A 23140-nucleotide genomic window follows, 5' to 3' on the forward strand; every position below is an offset into this window, starting at 1 on the left:
ACCTGTACTATTTTGAGAACCTTATGTCGTTAAAACCTTCTATCGCCAATCCCGATCTGCATATAAAACGTCCGGGTGTGACCGTGACCTCGCAGGGCGTAGGGGGAGATAGGGGTCAAAATAACGGCAATGATGAGGGTGGCGACAAGCCTACCTCTAACTCTTTATTGACGGTACTCATTGCCGTTGGCGCGAATCTTATTATTGCTATTGCCAAGACCGTAGCCGCCTTTATGACCGGCTCTGCTTCTATGATTGCTGAAGCCGCGCATTCTTGGGCGGATGCGGGCAATGGTACGCTACTGATTGTCGCAGAAAAGAAATCGGCCAAGCCCGCCGATAAAAGCCATCCTTTAGGCTATGGTAAAGAGTCGTATGTTTGGTCGATGATTGCCGCCTTTGGGGTTTTTACAGCAGGCTCTATTGTCTCTATTTATACCGGTATTAAAGAGTGGAATGCAGCAGAGTCGGAAACCAACTATACCATTGGCTTTGTGGTTTTAGCCGTGGCTTTCGTATTGGAAGGGACTTCATTATTACAGGCTTATCGTGAGAGTAAAAAGCACGGTGAGGCTCTGAATATTAGCGCGCTAGGCTATGTCATTGATACCTCAAATCCAACGTTACGCGGGGTGTTTTTTGAAGATTTAGCCGCAGTAATTGGACTGGTAATTGCGGCCATTAGTATGGGTCTACATGCTTATACGGGCGAGCCGTTTTGGGATGCTCTAGGCTCCATTATCGTCGGTTTACTATTGGGTGCCGTGGCCATATTCTTAATCAGTCGCAATCGCGACTTTTTGGTGGGTTATAAAGTCTCTGGTCCCATGCACCAATATGTCTTAAGCCAATTAAATGAGCATCCTGATATCGATAGCGTTTCTTACTTACACCTTGAGTGGGTCGGCCCCAAAAAAATCTTTATGGTGGCGGCTGTAGATATAGCAGACAATCAAAAAGAAGAGCAAATTGCGCAGAAGTTTGAAGATATCGAAACCCAGTTTCGCGCTAACTCCCTCTTTCAAGAGGCGGTATTGACCTTATCTATCCCTGGTGCGAAACCGCTATAGCGTGATGCTGTGCGTGGCTTTATCCAGGGCTCTATACCTAATCAGGATTATTCATTGCTGGGCTTAATTTCCTACTAAAACGGTGCTAAGCGATTTTCTTTTTCTCAAATCAATCATTACCTGACTTAATGAGGGCGCTATGATGTTGACTACTCAAACCCATAACCTAAATTTGCTGCCACATTCAATACGGTTAACCTTGCTTATAGCGCTTGCCACCACGATGGGCATGTCTGCAGCCCATGCTGACTTAGTGATTCATAATGAGCCAACCGCCAAGATAGTAGAGGTCGGTCCAGTGACGGCAATGTCGACAACCACGACAGCCACGCCTATCAATACCGCAACCATACCGACCGAAGCTTCTATTATGAAATTAATGGCCGTCATGCGGATTGATGAGCAGATCGACGCCATTGTGAATGGGCAGCAAGCCGCTATTGCAGTGATTAATGAGCGCAGTAACACCGGTGAGCTAGCCAAAGACGATGATGAGCTTAATGAGCGTCAGCAGGCAATACGTGAGCAGATACAAGGCCTACTTGGGCAATATGCTAAGATTATGACGGGCAGTATTAGTGAGGCTACAGACAGCGAGATCTTAACTCAGTCCTATATCACAGCCGCTAAGACTTACTATACGCAGCAAGAAGTAGATGCGCAGATTAAATTCTATGATACGCCTGTGGGTCAAAGTATATTGGACAAACAGCCCCAAGTTACTGCAGCTTTCTTGAAACAATCTTTGCCTACAGACATGAGCGGTACTGAAGAGCAATTAGGTCAGATGCTGCCACAAATAAAGAAGATTTTTAAAGATATCTTTTAGAGCTTAACCAGGTAGTAGTTAGTCTAGTACTTATAGAAAAGTATAGTTGATTCGATTTAAAACCAATACAGTGCGACTGGGAGAAACTTTTTGCAGCCATGATGTTAATAAAGCTAAAGCTCTTGGCATACAACCAGCCATAAAAATTTCACCAGTTGCACTGCCTATTATGACTCGAATTTATTTAAACTTGCCTATAATCAGCAATAAATCTCATCCATAAAAAAAGTCACCCCTCGAGGTGACTTTTTTATGTTGCTTAATATGAGTTCAAAACCTAACAGTTATTTAACAACTAGCAATTATTTTTGCTTAGGGTTGTTTGCACCGATAAACCAAGCGTCTTTGTCGACTACACGGCTGATTTCAGTGAATAAGTCGGCAGTATCTTCATCGCCTGCATCACCCGCTTTTTCGATAGCGTCACGTAGCGTCTCAGCGACCGTTTTATAGCGGCTAGTAAGCTCACGGACATGCTCGTCCACTTCAGTGATATCAGTAGGGTAATCTTTTAAGACTGAATCTTTAGCGACACGTGTAGCTAGACCGTTGGGTGAGCCACCTAAGATTACAATACGCTCAGCGACGGCATCCGAAGCTTCATGTAGACGCTCTGTCGTGTCATCTAGTAACTGATGCACACCGATAAAGCCGGTACCTTGTAGGTTCCAGTGGCACTGTTTGCCATCTAAAGTTAGGTCAATTAGGTTAGCCAAATTAGCGTTTAATAGCTCAATCATGGCTTTGGCAGTTTTGTCGTCTAAACCGCTTGCGTAACGTTCTCTCATAGAAAATCCTTATTTATTAGTCATTAATTATTAGTGATAAAGCAAAAAAGAAGAGTTGTTAATGGTTTGCTACTTTTAAAAGTCTTTACTCAGAGGTCTTGAGCCTCCTTTGAATTAACAAAATAGCAATCAACAAAATAACGTATTTATTGTTATATGTATTCGATTAACTCGAGCTCTATAGTAGCAATAATAATTGCCAGAGGTAAGCAACTTAAGTTGGTGTTTTACCTTGTTGTTGTAACCAGCTGTTAGGAGAAGTTATCAGTCGTTGTTTATAGTTAACTTTTTGGGAGTCGGCTTCCGAATTGCGGTGGTAAATAGAGCAGAAAGTAGCAGCGTCAACTGAGTGGGTCAATAGTAGAATGTTGAGCTTTTCATAAGAGAGCTTTTTATGAGAGAGCTTTGCAGCCTTACTATTAAGTCTCTCTTATATGACCCCATAAATGTTGCCCCTATAAGCCTAAGCCGTCCCATGACGATGCTAGATGCTCAACATGGCCTTTAAAAAGCAAAGTAACCATGAATACTGGGTTTAAATATTGAGACCGTAGCTTTCAAATACTTGTTGTTCAGTCAGCTCTTGGGTGACATCGGCAAATTGATAATAGTGTGGTTTACTATCAATGAAAATCTGACTTTTAAAGACAAAATCGCTTTTATTTTGGAATAGACCTATCGATAAAAAGTACTCGTTGGCTGCGACCAAATAATAGAATAGGTGCGTACCACAGCTACGACAAAAGCCTCTTTGTGCAATCTCTGAAGATTGATACTTCGCAATAAAGGCTTCTCCTGTGATGGTTACATTTTTGCCACCATGGATAGCTAAAAAAGGGCCTCCCGTCCAGCGCCGGCATTTAGTGCAATGACAGGCATCAAACTCATGGGTTTCATCTACTTCAATCGTTACTTGCTTACAAAGACATGTGCCTTTCATAAAGCGCTCCTTGTCTATTAATCGACAGGCCAAATACGATTAATGTTTATTATTGTTAATAATACTAACACAATTTAAAACATATTTTATGAAGTTTTGTTTAAAAATAAAAAATTATTTAACTTGTTGTTATGCCTATATATTGCATAGTTTTAAGCCAAGTAAATAATAAAAATATATAAAATATACTAATAAATTAATACTTTTTTCTATTAAGATTAATTCAATAAAATGGCGATTCTTTGTGCTGTACTGTAAGAGGTTAATGCTAGCCTTAAAGTTGCTTTAAAAGCGGCTTGCTCCTTTAAATACTCGTAAAAACCCCCATGTATTGCCTAAGATTTAGTTATATAAATTAAGTATCTTACGATAAAAAAGAAGACTCTAAATATGCGCATGCCTGAACCCCGCTCCTCTCGTCAACTTAATCAACTAGCCACCCAACTCCAAGGCGAAGCCGAAATTTCCGGCGTCAATGCTTCGGGTACGCAAATCTCCAGTCGGGCCTTTGACATGGTCACCGAATTTGAACCTGCCGGGGATCAGCCGCAAGCGATTGCTAAGCTCGTCAAGGGTATCGAGTCGGGTATGGATGCGCAGTTATTACTCGGCGTCACCGGCTCGGGTAAGACTTATACGATGGCTAAGGTAATCGCTGAGTGCCAGCGCCCGACCATCATTATGGCGCACAATAAAACCTTGGCAGCCCAGCTGTATGGGGAATTTAAATCGTTTTTCCCGAATAATGCGGTCGAGTATTTTGTCAGTTATTACGACTATTATCAGCCCGAAGCTTACGTGGCGGCTAGCGATACTTTTATCGAGAAAGACAGCGCTATCAACGACCACATTGACCAGATGCGGCTATCAGCTACCCGAGCTTTACTTGAGCGCCGTGATGCTATTATTGTCTCGTCAGTCTCCTCTATCTATGGTCTAGGCGATCCCGAGAGTTATCTCAAAATGCTGCTGCATATCGTAGTAGGGGATTTAGTAGATAGAACCGCACTGATTAAGCGTCTTGTAGAGCTGCAATATACTCGTAACGAGCTCGATTTCGATCGTGGTACTTATCGTCTGCGTGGTGAGTTGCTCGATATCTATCCGGCAGAATCTGAGCAGTTAGCCGTGCGTATCAGCATGTTCGATGACGAGATTGAAAAGATTACTTGGTTTGATCCGCTCACTGGTAAAAACGTGCGTAGCGTTCCGCGCATCACCATCTATCCGAAGTCGCATTATGTGACACCGCGTAATAAGCTTGAGGCGGCCAGCCACACCATTCGTGCGGAGTTAGAGGAGCGTCTAGAGTATTTTCGCGCTAACGATAAGCTAATCGAAGCACAGCGTATCAAAGAGCGCACCCAGTATGACCTTGAGATGATTCAACAACTGGGTTACTGTAACGGGATCGAAAACTACTCGCAGCACCTGTCAGGGCGACCCAGTGGCGAGGCGCCACCAACCTTGTTTGACTATATCCCGTCCGATGCTTTGCTATTCATCGACGAGTCCCACGTCACGGTCTCGCAGATTGGTGCGATGTATAAAGGCGATAGATCGCGTAAAGAGAACTTGGTCAATTACGGGTTCCGTCTCCCTAGTGCGATGGACAATCGTCCGATGAAGTTTGAAGAGTGGGAGCGTATTAAGCCCTCGACGATTTTTGTGACGGCGACCCCTGCGCAGTACGAGTTAGAGCACAGCCAACAAGTGGTCGAGCAGCTGGTACGTCCTACGGGTCTGATTGACCCTGAGATTGAGATTCGTCCTGTACTAACACAAGTAGATGATGTGCTTTCAGAAATTACTAAGCGACGTGAGTTGGATGAGCGCGTATTAATCACGACTTTGACCAAGCGTATGTCAGAAGACTTAACCAGTTATCTCAAAGAGTATGATGTTAAGGTTGCCTATTTGCACTCGGATATCGATACAGTAGAGCGTATGCAGATTATCCATGAGCTGCGGACTGGGGTACATGATGTGCTGGTCGGCATTAACCTGCTGCGAGAAGGTCTGGATATGCCTGAAGTATCGTTGGTGGCGATTTTTGATGCGGATAAAGAGGGGTTCTTACGCTCAGAGCGCGCCTTGATTCAGACGATTGGCCGGGCTGCCCGTCACGTTAATGGTAAAGCAATTCTCTATGCGGATCGTATTACCCCGAGTATGGAAAAGGCCATTGAAGAGACCGATCGTCGCCGTGAAAAGCAGGTAGCGTTTAACTTAGAGCATGGCATTATCCCGCGCTCAGCGCGCCGCAGCATCACGGATAAGATCGATACCGGTGAAGTGGAAGACCTCAGCGACAATCAAGCTATTCCAAGCTCAAGCGGCTTACCCGATGTGGATATTGAGATTTTACGCAGTCCTGATTTGCTGGCTAAAGAAATTGGCCGTTTAGAAAAAGAGATGAAGCAACTCTCGCGAGAGCTGAAGTTTGAAGAGGCGGCAAAACTACGCGATAAGGTGTTAGACCTAAAAGCTTATATTGTAGGTTAATTTCCTATACTGCTAATGTTATTGCACAAAGGTGGGTTGCCAAACGGGTAGCCTGCCTTTTTTATGCCTTCTTGTTTAGGTACTAGGTTATTAAGATATTAAGTTATCAGGTTTATGTATTGAGGCGAGCTAGTGTGAAAATAAAAACCTAACAATCTTGCGTAGTTATCATCTATAACTTATATTAATACTCTTGGTTATATAGCTAAAAACTATTAGTAATAAATAGTCTGCTGCCCCCTTGTATTTGGCGGGTTTGCGTCATACCATAAAAGCCATCGTATTCATTATCAGACCCCATTAGGAGTGCTATCGTGCAAAATGCGTCACCCATAGAGCTAAACGCCAACGAAAACTCCTTAGGGATGTCAGAGGCCGCTAAACAGGCTATCGTCGATTCTTTGGGGGTCGCTTTTCGCTATCCTGATGGCCCACGCGCTGCGCTCATCAGTAAGGTTGCGCAGATTAATGGCGTGAGCGAGGATCAGGTATCTTTGGGTAATGGCTCTAGTGAAAATATTCGTACGGTGGTACAGATGCTGCTAGATAAATCCTTGGCTTCCGGTCAACCACTACAAGTGGTCGTCCCCGATCCTACCTTTGCTTATGGTGAGATGTATGCCACTTTTTCTGGCGTGCCGGTGGTTAAAGTACCACTGATTCCTGAGACCTATGATTTAGATGTACCTGCGCTACAAAAAGCCGCTGATGACTTTGAAGGGATGACCTTATTTTATCTGTGCAATCCCAATAATCCTACAGGCACTATTACCGCAGCGGCTGCCTTTAAAGCTTGGGTAACTGGAGCGCCCGATCAGCATTATTTCATATTGGATGAGGCTTACTCAGAATACGTCACGGACCCTAGCTTTGAGAGTGGTATCGAGTGGATTAAGCAAGGGTTAGCTGAGAATATTGTTGTGGTGCGCACCTTTTCTAAGCTATGTGCGCTGGCTGGTATGCGCGTAGGTTATGCGATTGCTAGTAAAGAGATGATAGCCACGCTGGAGTCGTTTGCTTCGATGGACAATACCAACTTATCAGGTGCTGTGGCGGCGCTCGCCACTTTGAATGATGAGGCTTATTTAAAGCTAAGTCTACGCACTACCAATGAGTCGCGGCAGATGGTCGAGTCGGTATTAGAAGAATTAGGATTGCGTTATCTGCCCTCGCAAACCAACTTTATTTTTCATGAAATTCAAGGCGATGTGCAGACTTATATAGATAGAATGCGCGAGAATGGCATTCTAGTAGGTCGAGTATTTCCGCCGGTTACCAGTGGGTTTAATCGCGTGACTTTAGGCACCCCAGAAGAAATGAAAAAATTTGTCGAAGTCTTAAGGTTATTCCGTGAAAAGGGTTGGGTCTAAGCCACGGCTTAACAATATTGTCTGCTTAGACTATTACTTTTAGTATTAGCCCTGCTAGTGCCTAGTGCCTAGTGCCTAGTGGCTTAGTACTTGGAGCCTATATCTGGATAATATATACTTACTTAATAGCATCATTTTTTCAACTAAACCTGTCCTTTAATAGGGTACAGTAAGGTCATAATAAATCTCAAAAATACGTAACTCAGGAGTGCATCTATGTTTGATATTAAGTCGTTGTTAAAAAGAGGAGTAGAAAAAGAGCTACTCGATGTGGATGATTATATTTTCATGCCTGAGCGGGTTGAGCTAGAGATTGATAATGGCAATCTCATTTGTATCTTAAACAGTGATGGCCGGGTCGATATCTTTTATACCAAACATAATGTGACCGATGTACGCTCAGCTGCGCGTAAGCATCCTTATACGGCTTTTGAGATGGAGCTGAGTCACGGGCTTTATGATGATGTAATTGAAGAGCTAGTGGAAGACGTCAACAAGGTGATTCACGGTAAATCTAGATACTTCCGCGATATGGTTTTACCAGCTACTGCTCCTTTATCGCTAACGCCGCCACTATCCTCTACGCCAACGCATAATACTTTTTAATGCTTTAGCTGTACTTATGCTGTGACTATAATAATAAAAAGGTGAGTCACCGATTGGGTACCTCACCTTTTTTTGTGGATAAAGACAATTGTCATAATATGCTAGGCTAAAGCTGCATCCTACGCGCAAAATCTAAGAATTGAGCGTAGCGTGTGGTTAGCGCTAGCATAGCCCACGCAATTTATATAACAAATGACTTATTTAATCATACTGCTGTAGCAGCTCTGCAGAGATTTAGTGACCACTTGAGCGACCAACTGGTTACGATATTTTGAATCGATAGCAGCGTTAGTCATCTCAACGATACCCACTTGCTGTGGGGCTTGCTCACTCACACAACCACAAACTTTAGTTTTGGCGGCTTCTTGTTGCTCAGCAGTCATCGCTACTTTGGCTAGGCGCCAAGCGTTCTGCTTTTCAATTTCGGTGCGGCAGGTGGTATCCACTGCGACTTTGAAGACGTTCATGCCAATGTTGGTAGCCGTACCTACGGTATTAACCGCAGTGTTACTTGCATCTGGCGTGGCCGCGCAGCCTGCAAGTGCAAAGGTAGCTAGCATAGCGGCAGCGGTGGACAGTGTTAAGCGTGTTTTCATGAAGAATTCCTTTCAAAGTGGGGCGTATTAGCAATCAATACCTAGTCATAAATACATAAATATAAGTAAGGTTTTAATGCTATAGAGGGGCAATAATCTATGATTATGGGGCATTTTATAACGATGACTCATAGAATGTATAGTGCTGACTCTGAATAATAGAGGGGTTGGTGTTTATTAATTCATAAAAATCAAATAATTATATTTGTCTACACTGGTACCAGAAAAAATAAGTATGCAGCGTCAGTCAAATGGCTTGAACCAAATGTGAATCTAAGTTAGTTTGAAAGGGTAGTTGTTATGTAATTATTTGCAACCTAACTTATTCAAAACTATTTCAAGGAAGAAAGTATGCTCGGTAAAATGATGCACCGCCCATTGTTAATTAGCCACCTTATTCAACATGCTGCCAACTATCATGGCGATACCCCAATTATCTCGCGCGAGACTGATGGCACGACTACCCATTCTGACTGGTCAACCCTGCATAGCAACAGTAAGCGTTTAGCCAATGCGCTAGGAAAATTGGGCATAGTTGAAGGTGATCGCTTAGCCACTATCGCTTGGAACAACCGCCGCCACTTAGAAATCTGGTATGGCGTGTCGGGTAGCGGTATGGTTTGTCACACAATCAACCCACGTTTATTCCCGCAGCAAATCATCTACGTCATTAATGATGCTGAAGACCAAGTTCTATTCTTTGAAAAGACCTTTTTACCGCTAGTAATGGGGGTAAAAGACCATCTGAAAACCGTTAAGCACTTTGTCTGCATGACCCCGCCTGACGAAGAAGTTAGAGCGCAACTGCCAAACGTTATCTTCTATGATGATATCGTTGATGAGCAATCAGATGAGTTTGAATGGCCAGAATTAGACGAAAACGCGCCTTGCTCGCTATGCTATACCTCAGGCACTACTGGCAACCCTAAAGGCGTACTCTATACCAACCGTACCACTGTGCTACACAGCTTCGCTATTAGCTTGCCAGACTCTATCAACCTGTCTGCCAACGATATCGTCTTACCCGTAGTGCCTATGTTCCATGCCAACGCTTGGGGTCTACCGTACGCAGCGGCTATGGTCGGCGCTGCTGTGGTACTACCGGGTCCGAATCTAGACGGTCATAGCCTAGCGAATATCATTGACGATTATAAAGTGACCTTGGCAGTTGGCGTACCGACTATCTGGTCGACCTTGTTAGCGGCCGCTAAAGAAACCGGTACGAAATTAACTACGCTAAAACGTAATGTCATCGGCGGTTCAGCGTGTCCTTCGTCTATGATGAGAACCTTCCGTGATGATTTCGATTGTCAGACCCTACACGCTTGGGGCATGACTGAGACCAGTCCATTAGGCTCAGCCAACCAGCTGAAAGCTAAGCATGCCGATTTATCAGATGAAGAAAAACTCAAAGTACGCTTGTCGCAAGGCCGCCCACCATTCGGTGTAGAGCTGCGTATTGTTGATGCTGATAAAGGCAATAAACTGCTACCAAACGATGGCAAGACACCTGGTAACGTACAGATTAGAGGTTATTGGATCGTCGATACTTACTATAATAAAAATGAGTCGGCGCTTGAGTCTGATGGCTGGTTTGATACCGGTGACATCGCTACTTTGGACGAAGACGGCTATCTAATGATTCGTGACCGTGCCAAAGATTTGATTAAATCAGGTGGTGAGTGGATTTCTTCAGTAGAATTAGAAGATATCGCCACGTCGCATCCTGCTGTGGCTATGGCGGCCGCTATTGGCGCTACTCATCCTAAGTGGGATGAGCGTCCGGTCATCATTGCTCAGTTAGCGCCAGGCGCTGAAGTTAGCGAAGCTGAGCTCATTGCGCATTTTGAAGGCAAACTTGCCAAGTGGCAGCTGCCTAATGCGGTAGTCTTTGTAGAGGCCATTCCGCTAAATGGTACGGGTAAGATGATGAAAAAAGACCTGCGTGAGCAATATGCTGACTTACTGATTGAGCGTGGCTTAGTAGACTAAGAGCCCGCCCAATACCGTCTAAATATTTTTATTGCTACAATAAGAAAGTCACTAGGCTCATCGCTAAGATGGGCCTTTTTGTTGGTTGCAAAAGACCTATAATTTTTATATTTATGAGTGCTATGCTCTAGATATTACTTATAAAATTTAATCACTACTCACGTAATAAAGGAGCGGCAATGTTTTTTATTGAACTGGATGAGGGTCAAGCTAGCCTAGCTGATATCCAACGTATCTCACAACATATTACTGAGCATCGCCAGTTAGTGTCGCTAATGACGCCCAACCAAGCAGAAGACTTGTCCACTATCTTAGCGCCCACCTTACGTGCAGACCATGATGAAGCTAATAAACGCGAACATTGGCAGCGATTACTAAAGGAATTTGTCATTCACGATGCTAAGGGGGAGCCGATACGCTTCTATCGTGAGCCCAGAACGGGGCGCTTATACTTTGCCAATCAGCAAGGGATCGACGCTGTCATTCAACAGACTGATGCTGAGCTTGACCCTAATACTTCTCGGTAAGTGCGGACGAGTAGTCTATGCGGCAAGTAAAGGTCTAGAAAACAACTTACTATAATAAGGATAACAGCTATGAAAAATATTCAACGCAATTTACTTATGGTCTCGTCGTTGTTAATCATGGCCATGCCTGCTTATGCCGATGACTATCACTGCAGCTATAGCGCGCGTATTTCAGACGCTGATAAATACAACTCGAAAGGCGTCTTGATAGCCCAAAACTATAGCAATAACACGGTAGCTGCGATACTCAGACAGGACAGAGCCAATTACTATGTCTACGGGAAGGCCAGCCGTGAGGATGAGGGGGATTGTGTCTTTAATGATAAAGAGGCTCGCGCCAAAATGCAGAGCTTTTTAGCTTCAGGTAGCATCCCGCAATACGCTAGGCACATTATCATTGATAACAACCCATTGATAGAAGTGGATATCTACAGCAAGCATATCGAAGTGCGCATTATAGAAGAGGATGAAGGCGAAAAGACTAGCAGTATTCGTTAATTGCGCCTGTGCCTAGATTAAAATAACTACAAGCATAGGGCTAGATATAAAATAAGTATAAATATAAATACAGGGAGCACGGCATGAAACCTTATTCGCTGATATTGTCGGCCCTATTAATAGGCGCTTATCCTGGAGCGCTGATAAGTCAGGCTCATGCTGCTGATAAAACCATGCCTAAACCACTCGTCATTGCCATTATTGAAAGTCGCTGTAGCAACCCCGATCCCAATCCACGCTTAGGCTCCTTATCCAAGCCTGTATTAGAATACGATTGCTCAGAAAAATATGAGGATGTAGACGGCGACGAACAGAGTATGGATTACAGTCTACGCCTACACCCCTTATTTACCGCGGATTTTAACCAAGATGGCAGTCAAGACTTAGCGGTTGAAGTGGAGTCTATGGGGCCTTTGGGGGGTAGTGTGTTTAGCAATAGCTCGGTAGAGTATCTATTGCTAGATAAGAAAAAACAGATTATCGGCAGTCATGAGATACTGCTTTACGCCCCTTTTAGCGAGCATATTGTGACCTATGAAATGGCAGGTAAGCAGATTCATTATAGCGCTGTCCCGAATTTTCGCAGTCATCCAGAAGCTTACGATGATAATGGAGAGTTACTAGAGGACACGATTGAGTTTACGGTCGACTGGAAAAACGGCAGCCCGGTTAGCAGCTATTATCGCGATAATTGCCAGCTAGCTCGTAATAAAAACAAGACCTTATTAAACTTAGATAACGGTGGCGCACGACACGAAGATATCGATATCCATGATTACACCCAAGTCATTACGGAGTCGGTGCAGACCCATGGACTTAAAATTGAGGCCACCTTATCGGGCTGTGATTTGACTACGGTTTACTACGATATTGCTCCCCAAGATGGTCAGACCTTGCCGGTATTTTCAGAAGTCTTAGCCACCCTAATACCAGTAGCGCAACATGCTCAGCAGTTAAAGGCACTACAGACCTTGGAGCAACGCTCAGAGCTAAAATTTGGTGAGGACTTGCCCTTATCTCAGCACTGGCAAGCTCTCGTCCATGTCGAGAGAAAAGAAAAGCCACCCACCATGCGAATTATTTTAGAGCAGACTGAATAGGGTAGGGTTAACCAACTTATATCAGTGAGTCTATGCCAAATTTTGAGTGACTGTCTATATAAATGGCTGCCTATATATAGCTATTAAGTTTGCCTTCTTCTGTAAGTATAAAACCAAAAAAATCAGCTAAGCGATTGCCTAGCTGATTTTTAGTATGGATCTCTAGCTCTATTAAAATTATTGCAGCGAATTACACGTTTTTACCATGTTGTTTTTGCTGAATATTTTTAGCCAACTTGTAGCACTCTTCAATGTGGTCAAAAGCAATCTTTTTGAAGATCATATAGCCCATAGTCGCTGCCACCATTTGGCCACCTAGAGGGATAAATTTAGTGACTTGCTTAGCGACAATACGACCACCAAAGCCTTGTACAGTCTTCTTAACCACCCCACGAGTAGCCATTAAACCGGCAAAATCTACCGCACGATTCTTTAGCTCATTCCAATGCACGTCACGTGACTCTAGGTCAATGGCAGACTCACGACCTTCGATGAGACCAAAGCGCTCACTGATTTCAGGAAGCAAGCTGGTCAAGAGACCGGCATCAATCGCCACGTCTAAAAATGGTACGGGCACAATAGCTGCACCGGCTGAGTATCTAGCGCGTTTTTTGACCAACTCTTGGCATTGTTGTTTCACTTTTTCAAGGTTCAAGGTAGGGTCAATAGTATTCGGTAATTTTTCGGCAGAAGGCGTGGTTTGCATTCATATCTCCTAATTGGGTTAAAGGGGTAAATTCAGCATCAATAAGCTGACTTAAATAGCATAACGGCTAGCCATAGTGTGGGTAGCTAACCAGTATAAAAGGGTATAAGAATATAGTAGCTGTGATAATAATAGCTCTAATAACAATAGTGTTGATAGTAGCATCAACCCAGCGCTTTCTAGGACTAAAATCTTTATACACACGAGTTTATTATAGTTTTGGATAAGAGTATTTTAAGGTTTAATCCGGCATATTGTAGCGTCACTTTGTATCGAGATAGCCTTTTTTATGCTGTTAATTCAGGGTTATGTAAATAAAATAGGGTTTATTTTGGGGTCGTGTCTAAGTTAGGTATCTAAGAACAGAAATTGGGTGCAATAGTAGAGAAAAATAGCCTGCGCAAAAAATAAAATAACCATGATTGAGTGCGGCCAGTAAAGCCAGTAGAATAGCGCCATGCTAAATTTAACCCCCCGCTTTACAGGCACTGTGCCTGACGACCTGCCTGCCAGTCTACAACCACTAGCCGCCCAAGCGCCGACGCTCGCTAGGCTTTATGCTGGGCGCGGTATCACCGCTATAGAGGATATGGGCACCGAGCTGGCCAAGCTGTTGCCTGCAGATGGCTTGTTAGGCCTAGACCGTGCCGCCGCTATCTTGGATGAGGCCATCGATACAGGTCAACGCATCCTAATCGTTGGTGACTTCGATTGTGATGGTGCGACCAGTACTGCCTTGATGATTCGTGTGCTCAGAGAAATGGGTGCGAATGTCGAATTTATCGTGCCGGACCGCTTTAAATATGGTTATGGCCTGACCCCAGAGATTGTAGAATTAGGTATTGAACTGTATCACCCTGAAGTGATTGTCACCGTCGATAATGGCATCTCTAGCCATGAAGGCGTGGCGCGCGCCAAAGCGGATGGCATCACCGTCGTCATTACCGACCATCATCTCACGACTAAAGAGACGCCACCTGCCGATGCGGTAGTCAATCCCAATCAATTGGGCTGTGACTTTGTTAGTAAATCGCTCGTTGGGGTAGGCGTGGCCTTTTATTTACTGGGGCGGCTAGCGAAACTGCGCCGTACAGCGGGTAAATCCACAGTGCAGGTCAGTCGGCATTTAGACCTAGTCGCTTTAGGCACTATCGCGGACGTAGGCGTACTTGATCAAAATAACCGTACCTTGGTCTATCATGGCTTACAAGCGATTCGTCAAGGGCGCTGCTGTCAGGGCATCTTAGCTTTACTAGAGCAAGCCGGCCGTGATCCCAAAAAGCTCACTGCGCAAGACTTTGGCTTTGTCTTAGGACCCCGTATCAATGCGGCGGGTCGCATGGACAATATGCGTATCGGTATCGATTGCTTACTGGCTGATGACCGCAGTGAAGCACAGCGATTAGCTCACGAGCTGGACAGTCTGAACCAAGAGCGTCGTTTGGTCGAAGGTAAGATGCGCGATCAAGCGGATGAGATATTAGCGCAGCTGCAAGGTAATAAAGAGAAGGATTCGGGAGAGGGTGAGGCTAGCGGCTATGCTAACGACAATGGGCTAATTACTATCGAGCCTGTCAAATCCTCTAAGGTCGCTTCAACAGATCCAACCCCTGAAGGTGCGCGCAGTATCATCCTCTATCAAGACGACTGGCATCAGGGTGTCATTGGCATAGTTGCGGGTAGGCTTAAAGAGAGCTATTACCGTCCTGCTATTGTTTTTGCCCCTGCCAATACCGATAAGACGGGACCGGACGATGCTATCAAAGGCTCTGCGCGCTCGATTCCAGGCATTCATATTCGCGATGCCATTGAGCTGGTGGCTGAGACCTATCCAGAGCTGATTAGTCATTTCGGTGGTCATGCCATGGCAGCAGGGTTAACGCTAAAACGCAGCAATTTTGAAAAATTCGTCGCTGCATTTGAAGAAGTGATGGCGAGTATAGAGGCGTCTGTATTTGCAGAGGAAGCCTTTACCGATGGTCAGCTGCAGGCCGCAGACTTTAGCTTAAGCTTTGCCGATATGCTGAAAAATGCCAGTATCTGGGGCCATGGGTTCGTACCGCCGGTCTTTGATGGGGTCTTTACCGTGGTCAGTTTCCGCGTGCTCAAAGACAAGCACTTAAAACTATCACTGCAATATCCTGGCGTGCAGTATCCCATTGATGCGATTTGGTTTAATTTTGACGCAGCCGCTTGGGATTATAAGGCGCAGCAAGTCCACGTCTTATTTGAGCTAGATATTAATGAGTGGAATGGCAATCAAAGCGTGCAGTTGATGGTGAAAGACTTAGCGATTATTAATTAACCCCTTATCCTACAATCGCTTGTTCATAACAAGAGCAAGCGAGGTTTCTTGCCATTTCAGGCTAAGGTTGAGTGGGGTATATCAGTGCCGCACCCATTCAATCTTCGGAAATTGCCAATCATAACGAATCGCTAACATCCGCAAAGTGAAAATCGTACTCATGGTGGCAATCTCAGTAACCCAATCCGTCACGCCCAAGCCGCGTAGTACAAAGAATAGCCCACCACCTGTCAGTGCAGCCGTGATATAAATTTCCTGCTGTAATACCAGCGGGATTTCATTACAGATCATATCGCGAATGATGCCACCGACGATGATGGTAATTACCCCCAATAGTAAAGCCACCGGAATATTTGCCCCCATACTGGTCGCCACCTTAATCCCAATTAAGGTAAAGGCGGATAGGCCAATAGTGTCGGATAATTTAAGAAATTTATCGACGCCCTTCGAGCTAGGATTAAAAAATATCTGCATGGTGAGCGATGAAATGGTGATGACCGTCAGATAGCTCATATCGACCATCCAAAATAGCGGATGTCGATCTAAGATGACGTCGCGCACTGTTCCGCCGCCGATAGCCGTCACCATCGAGACCAGCAAGCAGCCGAAGACATCAAAGTTTTTATGTTTCGCGAGGATAGTCCCAGAGACACTACAGGCCACAATGCCAATCATATCGAATAGGAACAATAGCGAACGGGGGTCAAAAGTAGTGATTAGCGTTGAGTCGAGGGCAGCGGTAAACATAGGCAGGTCTCAGCAGGATAAGCTGTTGTTGCATCACGGCAAGCTTAATCTACCAAACGGATAGAAGGCAAATGCCAGTCAAAGCGTAGCGCCAACATACGCGTAGCAAAGATGGCAATCAGCATAATGAATTCGCTAATGCCTGTGCTGACCCCTATATTGGTGAGTATTAGATATAGGCAAGAGCCAAATACGCTAGCGGTAATATAAATCTCACGCTGCAATACTAGCGGAATCTCATTACAGATAATATCGCGAATCATCCCCCCAATAATAGCGGTCCATACCGCCATCATCACGGCAATCACCGGCGATACCCCTTGACCTAGCGCTACTTTAAAGCCAATGACACTAAAAGCTGCCAGACCAATGGCGTCGAACAGCTTGAGCGCGCGATCGATTTTATGATAGAGGTGGAAGAAAATCTGTAGCACTAGCGAGGTCAGCGTAATTACTATCACATAGGTCAGGTCAGTCATCCAAAAAAGGGGGTGACGGTCTAAAGCCATATCACGGAAAGTACCGCCACCGATAGCGTTGGCCATCGAGACTAAGATACAGCCCCAGATATCGAAACCTTTGTGCTGCGCGAGCAAAGTCCCTGCGATGGCACAGGCAATGATGCCTACCATGTCCAGCATATATAGCAAGATATCAGGAAAAATGAAATAACTGGTCATGGTGGCATAGTGTCGGTCAGAAAATGGGGGCTATGGTAGCAAATACCACAGAATAGTCTCGTCATAAATCTATCTGAGTGGTCAGGTCGGCGTGCAAAGCGCGCTAACCACTGCGCGCGAAGAGCACTAAGCCGAGAATAATCAACACGATACCTATGACACCGACTAGAGAAGGTAGCGGTGTGCCTAACAGTAGAATACCGCCAATTAAGGCAAAGATAACCTCACTAGCTTGGGTAGCATCGACGCTCGCGACTTCTTTTGAGCTGTGCGCATGTTCGCGGGCATATAAAAATAGACTGGTCGCAATCACGCCGGATAACAAGGCCACTAAGAAGGTGTTAAAGGTTTGCGAGGTGCTGGGCAGCTCCGGCCGTAAAATCACGCCTAATACTAGCCAAAAGGGCGCACTGCCCAAGGTCATTAGCCAGACCTTATTAAAGGCGTCGTTTAATAGCGAAGTTTTAATCGTGGGGATATGACGCATCCATGCTAAAGGCTGAACGCTAGTACTGGACTTAGTTGCCATATGGTCTAGAGACGGATTTTGCAAATGGCTCTCTAGCTGAGTGGCTAACTGATTCTGAGATTTAGCATTATGCGATGCTTGCCAGACCAACTGGTTGCCAATCGGATAGCTAAAGGCGGCAATTAGAGCAGGTAGAGCGCCAAACAGTAACGTCTCTACCATGGGTTGCGCGGCTACCGTCTGCGTAGCGGCATGTAGCGCCTCACTAATATTAACCATAATGACGCCGAAGAAAATCATCAGCGCATAGATAATCACTTGCTTATCAAAGCGCTGATTGAAGGCGCGTAAGACAAACAAACTAGCGACCACGGTAAACATGAAGGTCGAGGCGACGACCCAACCGCTGGCATGATCAGCGGCAAAACAAATACCGGCATAGAATAGCCCGAAGCCGATACCGCCCGTCACACACCAAAACCCCCAATGCCGCGCGAAAATTTGGCTTAGCTCAACCAATCTGCCCACGCCATGTTTGGCGGCAATAATGATTGAGAGCATGAGTAGCATAAAGAGATAGCGTAGGCTAGCGGACCAATACCAATGTCCGCCGGCGACGCTCATTAACTCGTTTAAGACAAAGGTGGAGCTAAAAAAGGCGCCCGCCAATAAGCCTAATAATATCAATCTAATCAAAGTAACTCGCCTTTATTTTACGGACTCAATAAGCCCCCTAAACGCGATGCCCATAGGGCGTCATAAAGCTTAGAGGGTAGGGTCGCTATTATTTGAGGTATTTGGGAATTTTTATAACTATAACTATAAGCAATCGAGAATTATAAGCTGCCAATGCATCATAATAGGTTTGGCCATCCTAGCCGTTGTAAGAGTCGTTATTTTCCTTTGGCATCCGCCCAGATGATTTTATGCAGTTGTAATTGAAAGCGTACGGGCAGGGCATCGCTTATAATCCACTCGGCAAGTTCCCGTGCTAGATTGGGCACTGGCGGCACATAGCCTTCCGCTACTTGCGATTCATCGACATTAAACATGGGAGAAAACCAAACAGCGCTGACTTTTTTATCGAGATTATATTCCGCCACTTTAGCTTTAGACCACTCATAGTCCTCGCGGTTCATAATGACAAATTTTAGCTGATCGTGCGGGGTTAGATAGTCCAGATTTGACCATAAGTTTTTATCTGACTCACCGCTGCTAGGGGTCTTTAAATCCATCACTTTACTGACCGCTGGCGGCACATTATGCACCGATAGTGCGCCTGCCGTCTCTAACGATATTTCGTAACCGTCTGCCAATAGTCTTTTAATCAATTCGATAGCATTGGGCTGGGCCAGTGGTTCGCCACCCGTGATACACACACGCTTGCACGGATACTGACCAATGTTGGCCAAGATAGTATCCAACGATAAACGCTCGCCGCCCGTGAAAGAGTAGGTCGTATCACAATAAACACAACGTAACGGACACCCCGTCAAACGCACAAAGATGGTGGGCAAGCCTGCCGTTAATGCCTCTCCCTGTAAGGAGTAAAATATCTCAGTCATCCGCAATCCGGCTTCAGGATCAGTGACAGGGATAGCTTGGCTGCGCAATGGCGTAAGGGTGGCGTTCAAAAGAGGGTGTCCTATAGCTAAACATGAAAAGGATTAAGCGTAAAAATTATTAAGCATAAAAAGGGTTAAGCGTAAAAAATCTAAGCTAACAGTATAAAGTATCACTAGCAATACAAAGGCCAAGATTATTATAACCTTGGCCTTTTTTAGTCACTGTATTTTAGTAATGATGGTTTGCAGATAATGCTGAATAAGCCATTATTGCAAACATTCAGCATAAAGCGTTACGCCAAACGTAGCAGCTCATTAATGCTAGTTTTCGCGCGGGTCTTGGCATCGACTTTTTTGACGATAACTGCACAGTATAAGCTATGAGAGCCGTCTTTTGCAGGCAAACTACCTGATACTACTACAGAGCCGGCTGGTACACGACCGTAATGAACTTCACCGGTTTCGCGGTCATAAATCTTAGTCGATTGACCGATATAGACGCCCATAGAAATCACTGAGCCTTCTTCTACAATGACGCCTTCAACGATCTCAGAGCGGGCACCGATAAAGCAGTTGTCTTCGATGATAGTTGGGTTGGCTTGTAAGGGCTCAAGCACACCGCCGATACCCACACCGCCAGAAAGATGCACATTTTTACCGATTTGGGCACATGAACCCACGGTCGCCCAAGTATCTACCATAGCCCCTTCATCTACATAGGCACCGATGTTGGTATAGCTTGGCATAAGTACTACGCCTTTCGCGATAAATGCACCGCGACGCGCTACAGCAGGCGGGACGACACGGATACCAGACGCTTTAAATTGGGCATCTGTCCAGTCGGCAAATTTAGTCGGTACTTTGTCATAAAACTGCAAATCAGCGCCAGAGGGCATAGGCACATTGTCATTCAGACGGAACGATAGCAATACCGCTTTTTTCGCCCACTGATTGACGACCCACTCACCATCCTTTTTTTCTGCTACGCGCAAGCTGCCGTTGTCTAACTGCTCTAATACAGAGTTGACCGCGTCTTTGACGTCTTGTGGCATCGTCTCAGGGCTATAGTCTGCACGGTTTTCAAAAGCTTGTTCAATAGTTTGTTGCAATGACATAAAAATCCTTAAAAATATTAGCAGCACTTATTAGGCTGTAATATCAGCCTGTAAGCAAGAAGGTAGTGCCGTCGTATTGTCGCTAATTTAAGGCGTTTTCGCAAATAAGGTTTATCAATAATGATATTCACCTATGCTTATCTGCTAAAGACTATTGGTGATTTAATTAATAAAAATTGTTTTAAATCAGGATATTAAATATTTAAGCACAGCCTTTTTTAGGTAAATTACTGTGCTTAAAAAAATACTTCATTTTTTGACTTATGCTACGACTGCGCTATAGGCCTCTAACCAAATTAACAAATCAGCATAGACTTGCTTGCGCTCAGTCTCATGCAAGGGCTCATGGCGCATGCCACTATATAGACGTTGGTCTATTTGCGTAAAACCTTGCTCTTGTAGGCGCTTGGTCAGTGTTTCAATGCCCTTACTCATATTACCAATCGGATCCTCTTCACCGCTTACAAACAGCATAGGGAAGTCAGTATCGATATTTTTTGCCCAGTCTTTCGCTAAGCCTTTGACCATTAAGCTGAATAGACCCAAAAAGCCATTATTGGTAAATTCAAAACCGCATAACGGATCGTCTTCATAAGCCTGACGACTGGTGGCGTTTTTACAAACCCAAGCGTATTTCGAGTCTGATTCTTTGTCTTTCAATTTGCTATTAAGGATGACATTAGTGGTTTTAGCGAATACTGAATTTCTATGTTTTGGTTTAACCTTATTGAGCACTTTAGTAATAGGTAAGAAGACCGGTGCCAATGGGTCAGTATCGCTAGTTCCCATCAAAATTGCACCTGCAAACTCAGTGCTATGATGCTGTAGCATAGTGCGCACGATAAAGGAGCCCATTGAATGACCCATGACAAAATGCGGTACGTTAGGGTGTTTTTCTTTAAGCTCATTGGCCATCAAGATAACGTCTCTAAGTAGCGTTTGCATCGGATGGTTGCGTTGAAAATAGCCCAGTTCCGCTGTGTCATTAGCGGTAAGACCGTGACCAAGCTGATCATAAGTTAAGACCGCCACGCCATGATCGGCTAAATACTGCGCCAATAGGGCGTAACGACCGCTATGCTCGGCCATACCGTGGACAATAAGCAGGGTGGCAGTAGGCTCGCTACTGGGCTCAAAAAACTGATGGTGCAAAGTATGGATACGGTCAGAAGAGAGGATAGGTGCGGTCATAAGGGTCTTACTTCCTTCAATTAAGCGAGATTAAGCAAAGCGATAAATGCGATAAGCATACTAGAAGTCAAAAGGGGCACTCAAGCGTTATTCGGTTACGCTCAGTTTTTGGCGAGATAATTCATCAATCTAAGGCAGCTAATATGCTAGGGTAAGCATTATTAAATTAATAGCCGCTGCTTATTAATAATTACTTAATAATATTTAAGGATGAAAATTAAAATTAGTCTTAAAAATTAACCTTCTATACCGTGAAACAAGCCCTTTGTAGGTAAATAACATCGTTATGTGTTTAAAATGAATGTAACAGTATCATTTTAATTCGATTGAATTTAAGTTATCATTCTAAACTATTAGTAAAGAAGAGCAGTGCTTGTGTTAAACAACAGCAGTGTGTGACCATAACTAGATTTACTCTTTCAAGGATGAATTCAATGAAGTTTTCTCACAAATCCCCTCTTTTGTTAGCGATGATTGCCGCCAGTTTAGCCATGACCGCTTGTTCAAATTCGGCCAATGATACCGCCAAGACCGATGACGCTACTGTCACTACTGACTCAGATACTACAGCAGCTGCAGCCGATAACAAGCTTGATACCAAGTTTGCTACGCTAGCTACCGGTGGCGCGTCGGGCCCTTACAACATTATTGGGACTTCGCTGACTGAAGCCTATAACCAGACTTATGGGGTGAACTCTAAAACGCAAACTACAGGTGCTTCTGTTGAGAATATGAATCTCCTCAACCAAGAAAAAGTTGAGTTGGCTTTCGTCATGAGTGACGTTTTAAGCGATGCTATCAAAGGCGAAAATAACTTTTCAGCGCCTATTACGAACGTGCAGCAGATTGCCACACTGTATCCAAACTACGTACAAATCGTGACCTCTAAAAAGACGGGTATTACCAACTTTGAAGACTTAAAAGGTAAGCGTATTGCTGTGGGTGCACAAAATTCTGGCGTAGAAGTGAATGCCCGTAACTTGTTAAAAGGTTTTGGCATGACTTATGACGATGTCAAAGTCGATTATTTAGGTTATGCCGAAGCCGCAGATGCTTTGAAGTCTGGCAAAATCGATGCCGCATTCTTGACCAGTGGTCTACCAAACTCATCTTTAATGGAGCTACAGCAAGGCTTTGATTTACAGCTAGTAGGTATTGACCCTGCTAAAGTCGCTGAAATTGCCAAAGACCAAGCTTATTTCGTTGCTATGGACATTCCAGCGGGTACTTACGGTAACGAAGCGGCTATTCCCACTGCAGCGATTATGAACGCTTTTGTCGTGCGTTCAGACTTATCAGAAGCAGATGGTTATAAACTGACTAAGACTTTCTTTGAAAGCCAAGATAAGCTAAAAACGGCTCACCAAGCTGCAGCTGGTATCAGCTTAGAGACTGCCCAGCAAGGTATGGTAGCCCCTGTGCATCCTGGTGCTAAGAAATACTATGATGAGCAAGCTGCTAAGTAGCTACCATAGTGAATAGCTATGTGAATTAGTAACTATATTAATTAGTAACTATAGAAGTAAATAACTTAGTGAGCA

21 protein-coding genes are annotated in these 23140 nt (G+C 44.6%); 11 read left to right on the plus strand and 10 right to left on the minus strand.

What is annotated here, in order from left to right:
* The first annotated feature begins 23 nt into the window (after nt 1–23).
* Together ACZ2XM_RS12245 and ACZ2XM_RS12250 are read left to right on the plus strand one after the other, a co-directional pair.
* Nucleotides 24–1070, plus strand: coding sequence for a cation diffusion facilitator family transporter (locus ACZ2XM_RS12245; protein WP_490589021.1), 1047 nt, complete (start codon nt 24–26; stop codon nt 1068–1070).
* A gap of 139 nt (nt 1071–1209) precedes the next feature.
* Nucleotides 1210–1899 carry a DUF2059 domain-containing protein gene (locus ACZ2XM_RS12250; protein ID WP_490589020.1) on the plus strand — a complete coding sequence of 230 codons (690 nt, stop codon included), beginning with the start codon at nt 1210–1212 and terminating at the stop codon, nt 1897–1899.
* A 302-nt stretch (nt 1900–2201) separates the two neighbouring features.
* On the opposite strand, the gene dps is transcribed toward ACZ2XM_RS12250, so the two are convergent.
* Together dps and ACZ2XM_RS12260 are read right to left on the minus strand one after the other, a co-directional pair.
* Nucleotides 2202–2687, minus strand: a complete 486-nt coding sequence (dps, locus tag ACZ2XM_RS12255; protein WP_490589019.1) for a DNA starvation/stationary phase protection protein Dps — start codon at nt 2685–2687, stop codon at nt 2202–2204.
* Nucleotides 2688–3222: 535 nt separating this feature from the next.
* Nucleotides 3223–3627, minus strand: a complete 405-nt coding sequence (locus ACZ2XM_RS12260; protein ID WP_490589018.1) for a GFA family protein — start codon at nt 3625–3627, stop codon at nt 3223–3225.
* Nucleotides 3628–4017: 390 nt separating this feature from the next.
* Between ACZ2XM_RS12260 and uvrB the strand changes: the two genes are divergently transcribed.
* The 3 genes from uvrB to ACZ2XM_RS12275 all read left to right on the plus strand — a co-directional run bounded on the left by uvrB (nt 4018) and on the right by ACZ2XM_RS12275 (nt 8108).
* Nucleotides 4018–6132, plus strand: a complete 2115-nt coding sequence (gene uvrB / locus ACZ2XM_RS12265; RefSeq protein ID WP_490589017.1) for an excinuclease ABC subunit UvrB — start codon at nt 4018–4020, stop codon at nt 6130–6132.
* Nucleotides 6133–6446: 314 nt separating this feature from the next.
* Nucleotides 6447–7502: a pyridoxal phosphate-dependent aminotransferase gene (locus tag ACZ2XM_RS12270; protein ID WP_490589016.1), complete on the plus strand. Its 1056-nt coding sequence runs from the start codon at nt 6447–6449 to the stop codon at nt 7500–7502.
* Between the two features lie 216 nt (nt 7503–7718).
* The gene (locus ACZ2XM_RS12275; protein ID WP_490589015.1) at nt 7719–8108 is read left to right on the plus strand and encodes a hypothetical protein; all 390 of its coding nucleotides are present in this window, start codon (nt 7719–7721) and stop codon (nt 8106–8108) included.
* Between the two features lie 197 nt (nt 8109–8305).
* Here ACZ2XM_RS12275 and ACZ2XM_RS12280 read toward each other — a convergent pair whose 3' ends face one another.
* Nucleotides 8306–8704 carry a hypothetical protein gene (locus ACZ2XM_RS12280; RefSeq protein ID WP_490589014.1) on the minus strand — a complete coding sequence of 133 codons (399 nt, stop codon included), beginning with the start codon at nt 8702–8704 and terminating at the stop codon, nt 8306–8308.
* Between the two features lie 351 nt (nt 8705–9055).
* On the opposite strand from ACZ2XM_RS12280, the gene ACZ2XM_RS12285 reads away from it, so the two are divergent.
* From ACZ2XM_RS12285 to ACZ2XM_RS12300, 4 genes are all read left to right on the plus strand, one after another.
* Nucleotides 9056–10696, plus strand: coding sequence for a long-chain-fatty-acid--CoA ligase (locus ACZ2XM_RS12285; RefSeq protein WP_490589013.1), 1641 nt, complete (start codon nt 9056–9058; stop codon nt 10694–10696).
* A gap of 179 nt (nt 10697–10875) precedes the next feature.
* Nucleotides 10876–11223 carry a hypothetical protein gene (locus tag ACZ2XM_RS12290; RefSeq protein ID WP_490589012.1) on the plus strand — a complete coding sequence of 116 codons (348 nt, stop codon included), beginning with the start codon at nt 10876–10878 and terminating at the stop codon, nt 11221–11223.
* A gap of 69 nt (nt 11224–11292) precedes the next feature.
* Nucleotides 11293–11721: a hypothetical protein gene (locus tag ACZ2XM_RS12295; RefSeq protein ID WP_490589011.1), complete on the plus strand. Its 429-nt coding sequence runs from the start codon at nt 11293–11295 to the stop codon at nt 11719–11721.
* Nucleotides 11722–11804: 83 nt separating this feature from the next.
* Nucleotides 11805–12821 carry a hypothetical protein gene (locus ACZ2XM_RS12300; protein ID WP_490589010.1) on the plus strand — a complete coding sequence of 339 codons (1017 nt, stop codon included), beginning with the start codon at nt 11805–11807 and terminating at the stop codon, nt 12819–12821.
* Between the two features lie 190 nt (nt 12822–13011).
* On the opposite strand, the gene ACZ2XM_RS12305 is transcribed toward ACZ2XM_RS12300, so the two are convergent.
* Entirely contained in the window at nt 13012–13527 is a 516-nt protein-coding gene (locus ACZ2XM_RS12305; RefSeq protein WP_490589009.1) for a hypothetical protein, read from the minus strand.
* Nucleotides 13528–13984: 457 nt separating this feature from the next.
* Here ACZ2XM_RS12305 and recJ point away from each other — a divergent pair, with 457 nt between their 5' ends.
* A complete protein-coding gene (recJ, locus tag ACZ2XM_RS12310; RefSeq protein ID WP_490589008.1) occupies nt 13985–15832 on the plus strand; it encodes a single-stranded-DNA-specific exonuclease RecJ in 1848 nt (615 codons plus the stop codon).
* Nucleotides 15833–15913: 81 nt separating this feature from the next.
* Here recJ and ACZ2XM_RS12315 read toward each other — a convergent pair whose 3' ends face one another.
* The 6 genes from ACZ2XM_RS12315 to ACZ2XM_RS12340 all read right to left on the minus strand — a co-directional run bounded on the left by ACZ2XM_RS12315 (nt 15914) and on the right by ACZ2XM_RS12340 (nt 21599).
* A complete protein-coding gene (locus ACZ2XM_RS12315; protein WP_490589007.1) occupies nt 15914–16579 on the minus strand; it encodes a trimeric intracellular cation channel family protein in 666 nt (221 codons plus the stop codon).
* Nucleotides 16580–16623: 44 nt separating this feature from the next.
* Nucleotides 16624–17259: a trimeric intracellular cation channel family protein gene (locus tag ACZ2XM_RS12320; RefSeq protein WP_490589006.1), complete on the minus strand. Its 636-nt coding sequence runs from the start codon at nt 17257–17259 to the stop codon at nt 16624–16626.
* Between the two features lie 103 nt (nt 17260–17362).
* Nucleotides 17363–18424: a multidrug resistance efflux transporter family protein gene (locus ACZ2XM_RS12325; protein ID WP_490589005.1), complete on the minus strand. Its 1062-nt coding sequence runs from the start codon at nt 18422–18424 to the stop codon at nt 17363–17365.
* A gap of 197 nt (nt 18425–18621) precedes the next feature.
* Nucleotides 18622–19293: a 7-carboxy-7-deazaguanine synthase QueE gene (gene queE, locus ACZ2XM_RS12330; protein WP_490589084.1), complete on the minus strand. Its 672-nt coding sequence runs from the start codon at nt 19291–19293 to the stop codon at nt 18622–18624.
* A gap of 293 nt (nt 19294–19586) precedes the next feature.
* The gene (dapD, locus tag ACZ2XM_RS12335; protein ID WP_201499221.1) at nt 19587–20408 is read right to left on the minus strand and encodes a 2,3,4,5-tetrahydropyridine-2,6-dicarboxylate N-succinyltransferase; all 822 of its coding nucleotides are present in this window, start codon (nt 20406–20408) and stop codon (nt 19587–19589) included.
* Between the two features lie 261 nt (nt 20409–20669).
* The gene (locus tag ACZ2XM_RS12340; protein ID WP_490589004.1) at nt 20670–21599 is read right to left on the minus strand and encodes an alpha/beta fold hydrolase; all 930 of its coding nucleotides are present in this window, start codon (nt 21597–21599) and stop codon (nt 20670–20672) included.
* Nucleotides 21600–22033: 434 nt separating this feature from the next.
* On the opposite strand from ACZ2XM_RS12340, the gene ACZ2XM_RS12345 reads away from it, so the two are divergent.
* The gene (locus tag ACZ2XM_RS12345) at nt 22034–23065 is read left to right on the plus strand and encodes a TAXI family TRAP transporter solute-binding subunit (RefSeq protein ID WP_490589003.1); all 1032 of its coding nucleotides are present in this window, start codon (nt 22034–22036) and stop codon (nt 23063–23065) included.
* Nucleotides 23066–23140 lie beyond the last annotated feature (75 nt).

This window comes from Psychrobacter sp. CoH-33_TS_01 (assembly GCF_058189395.1).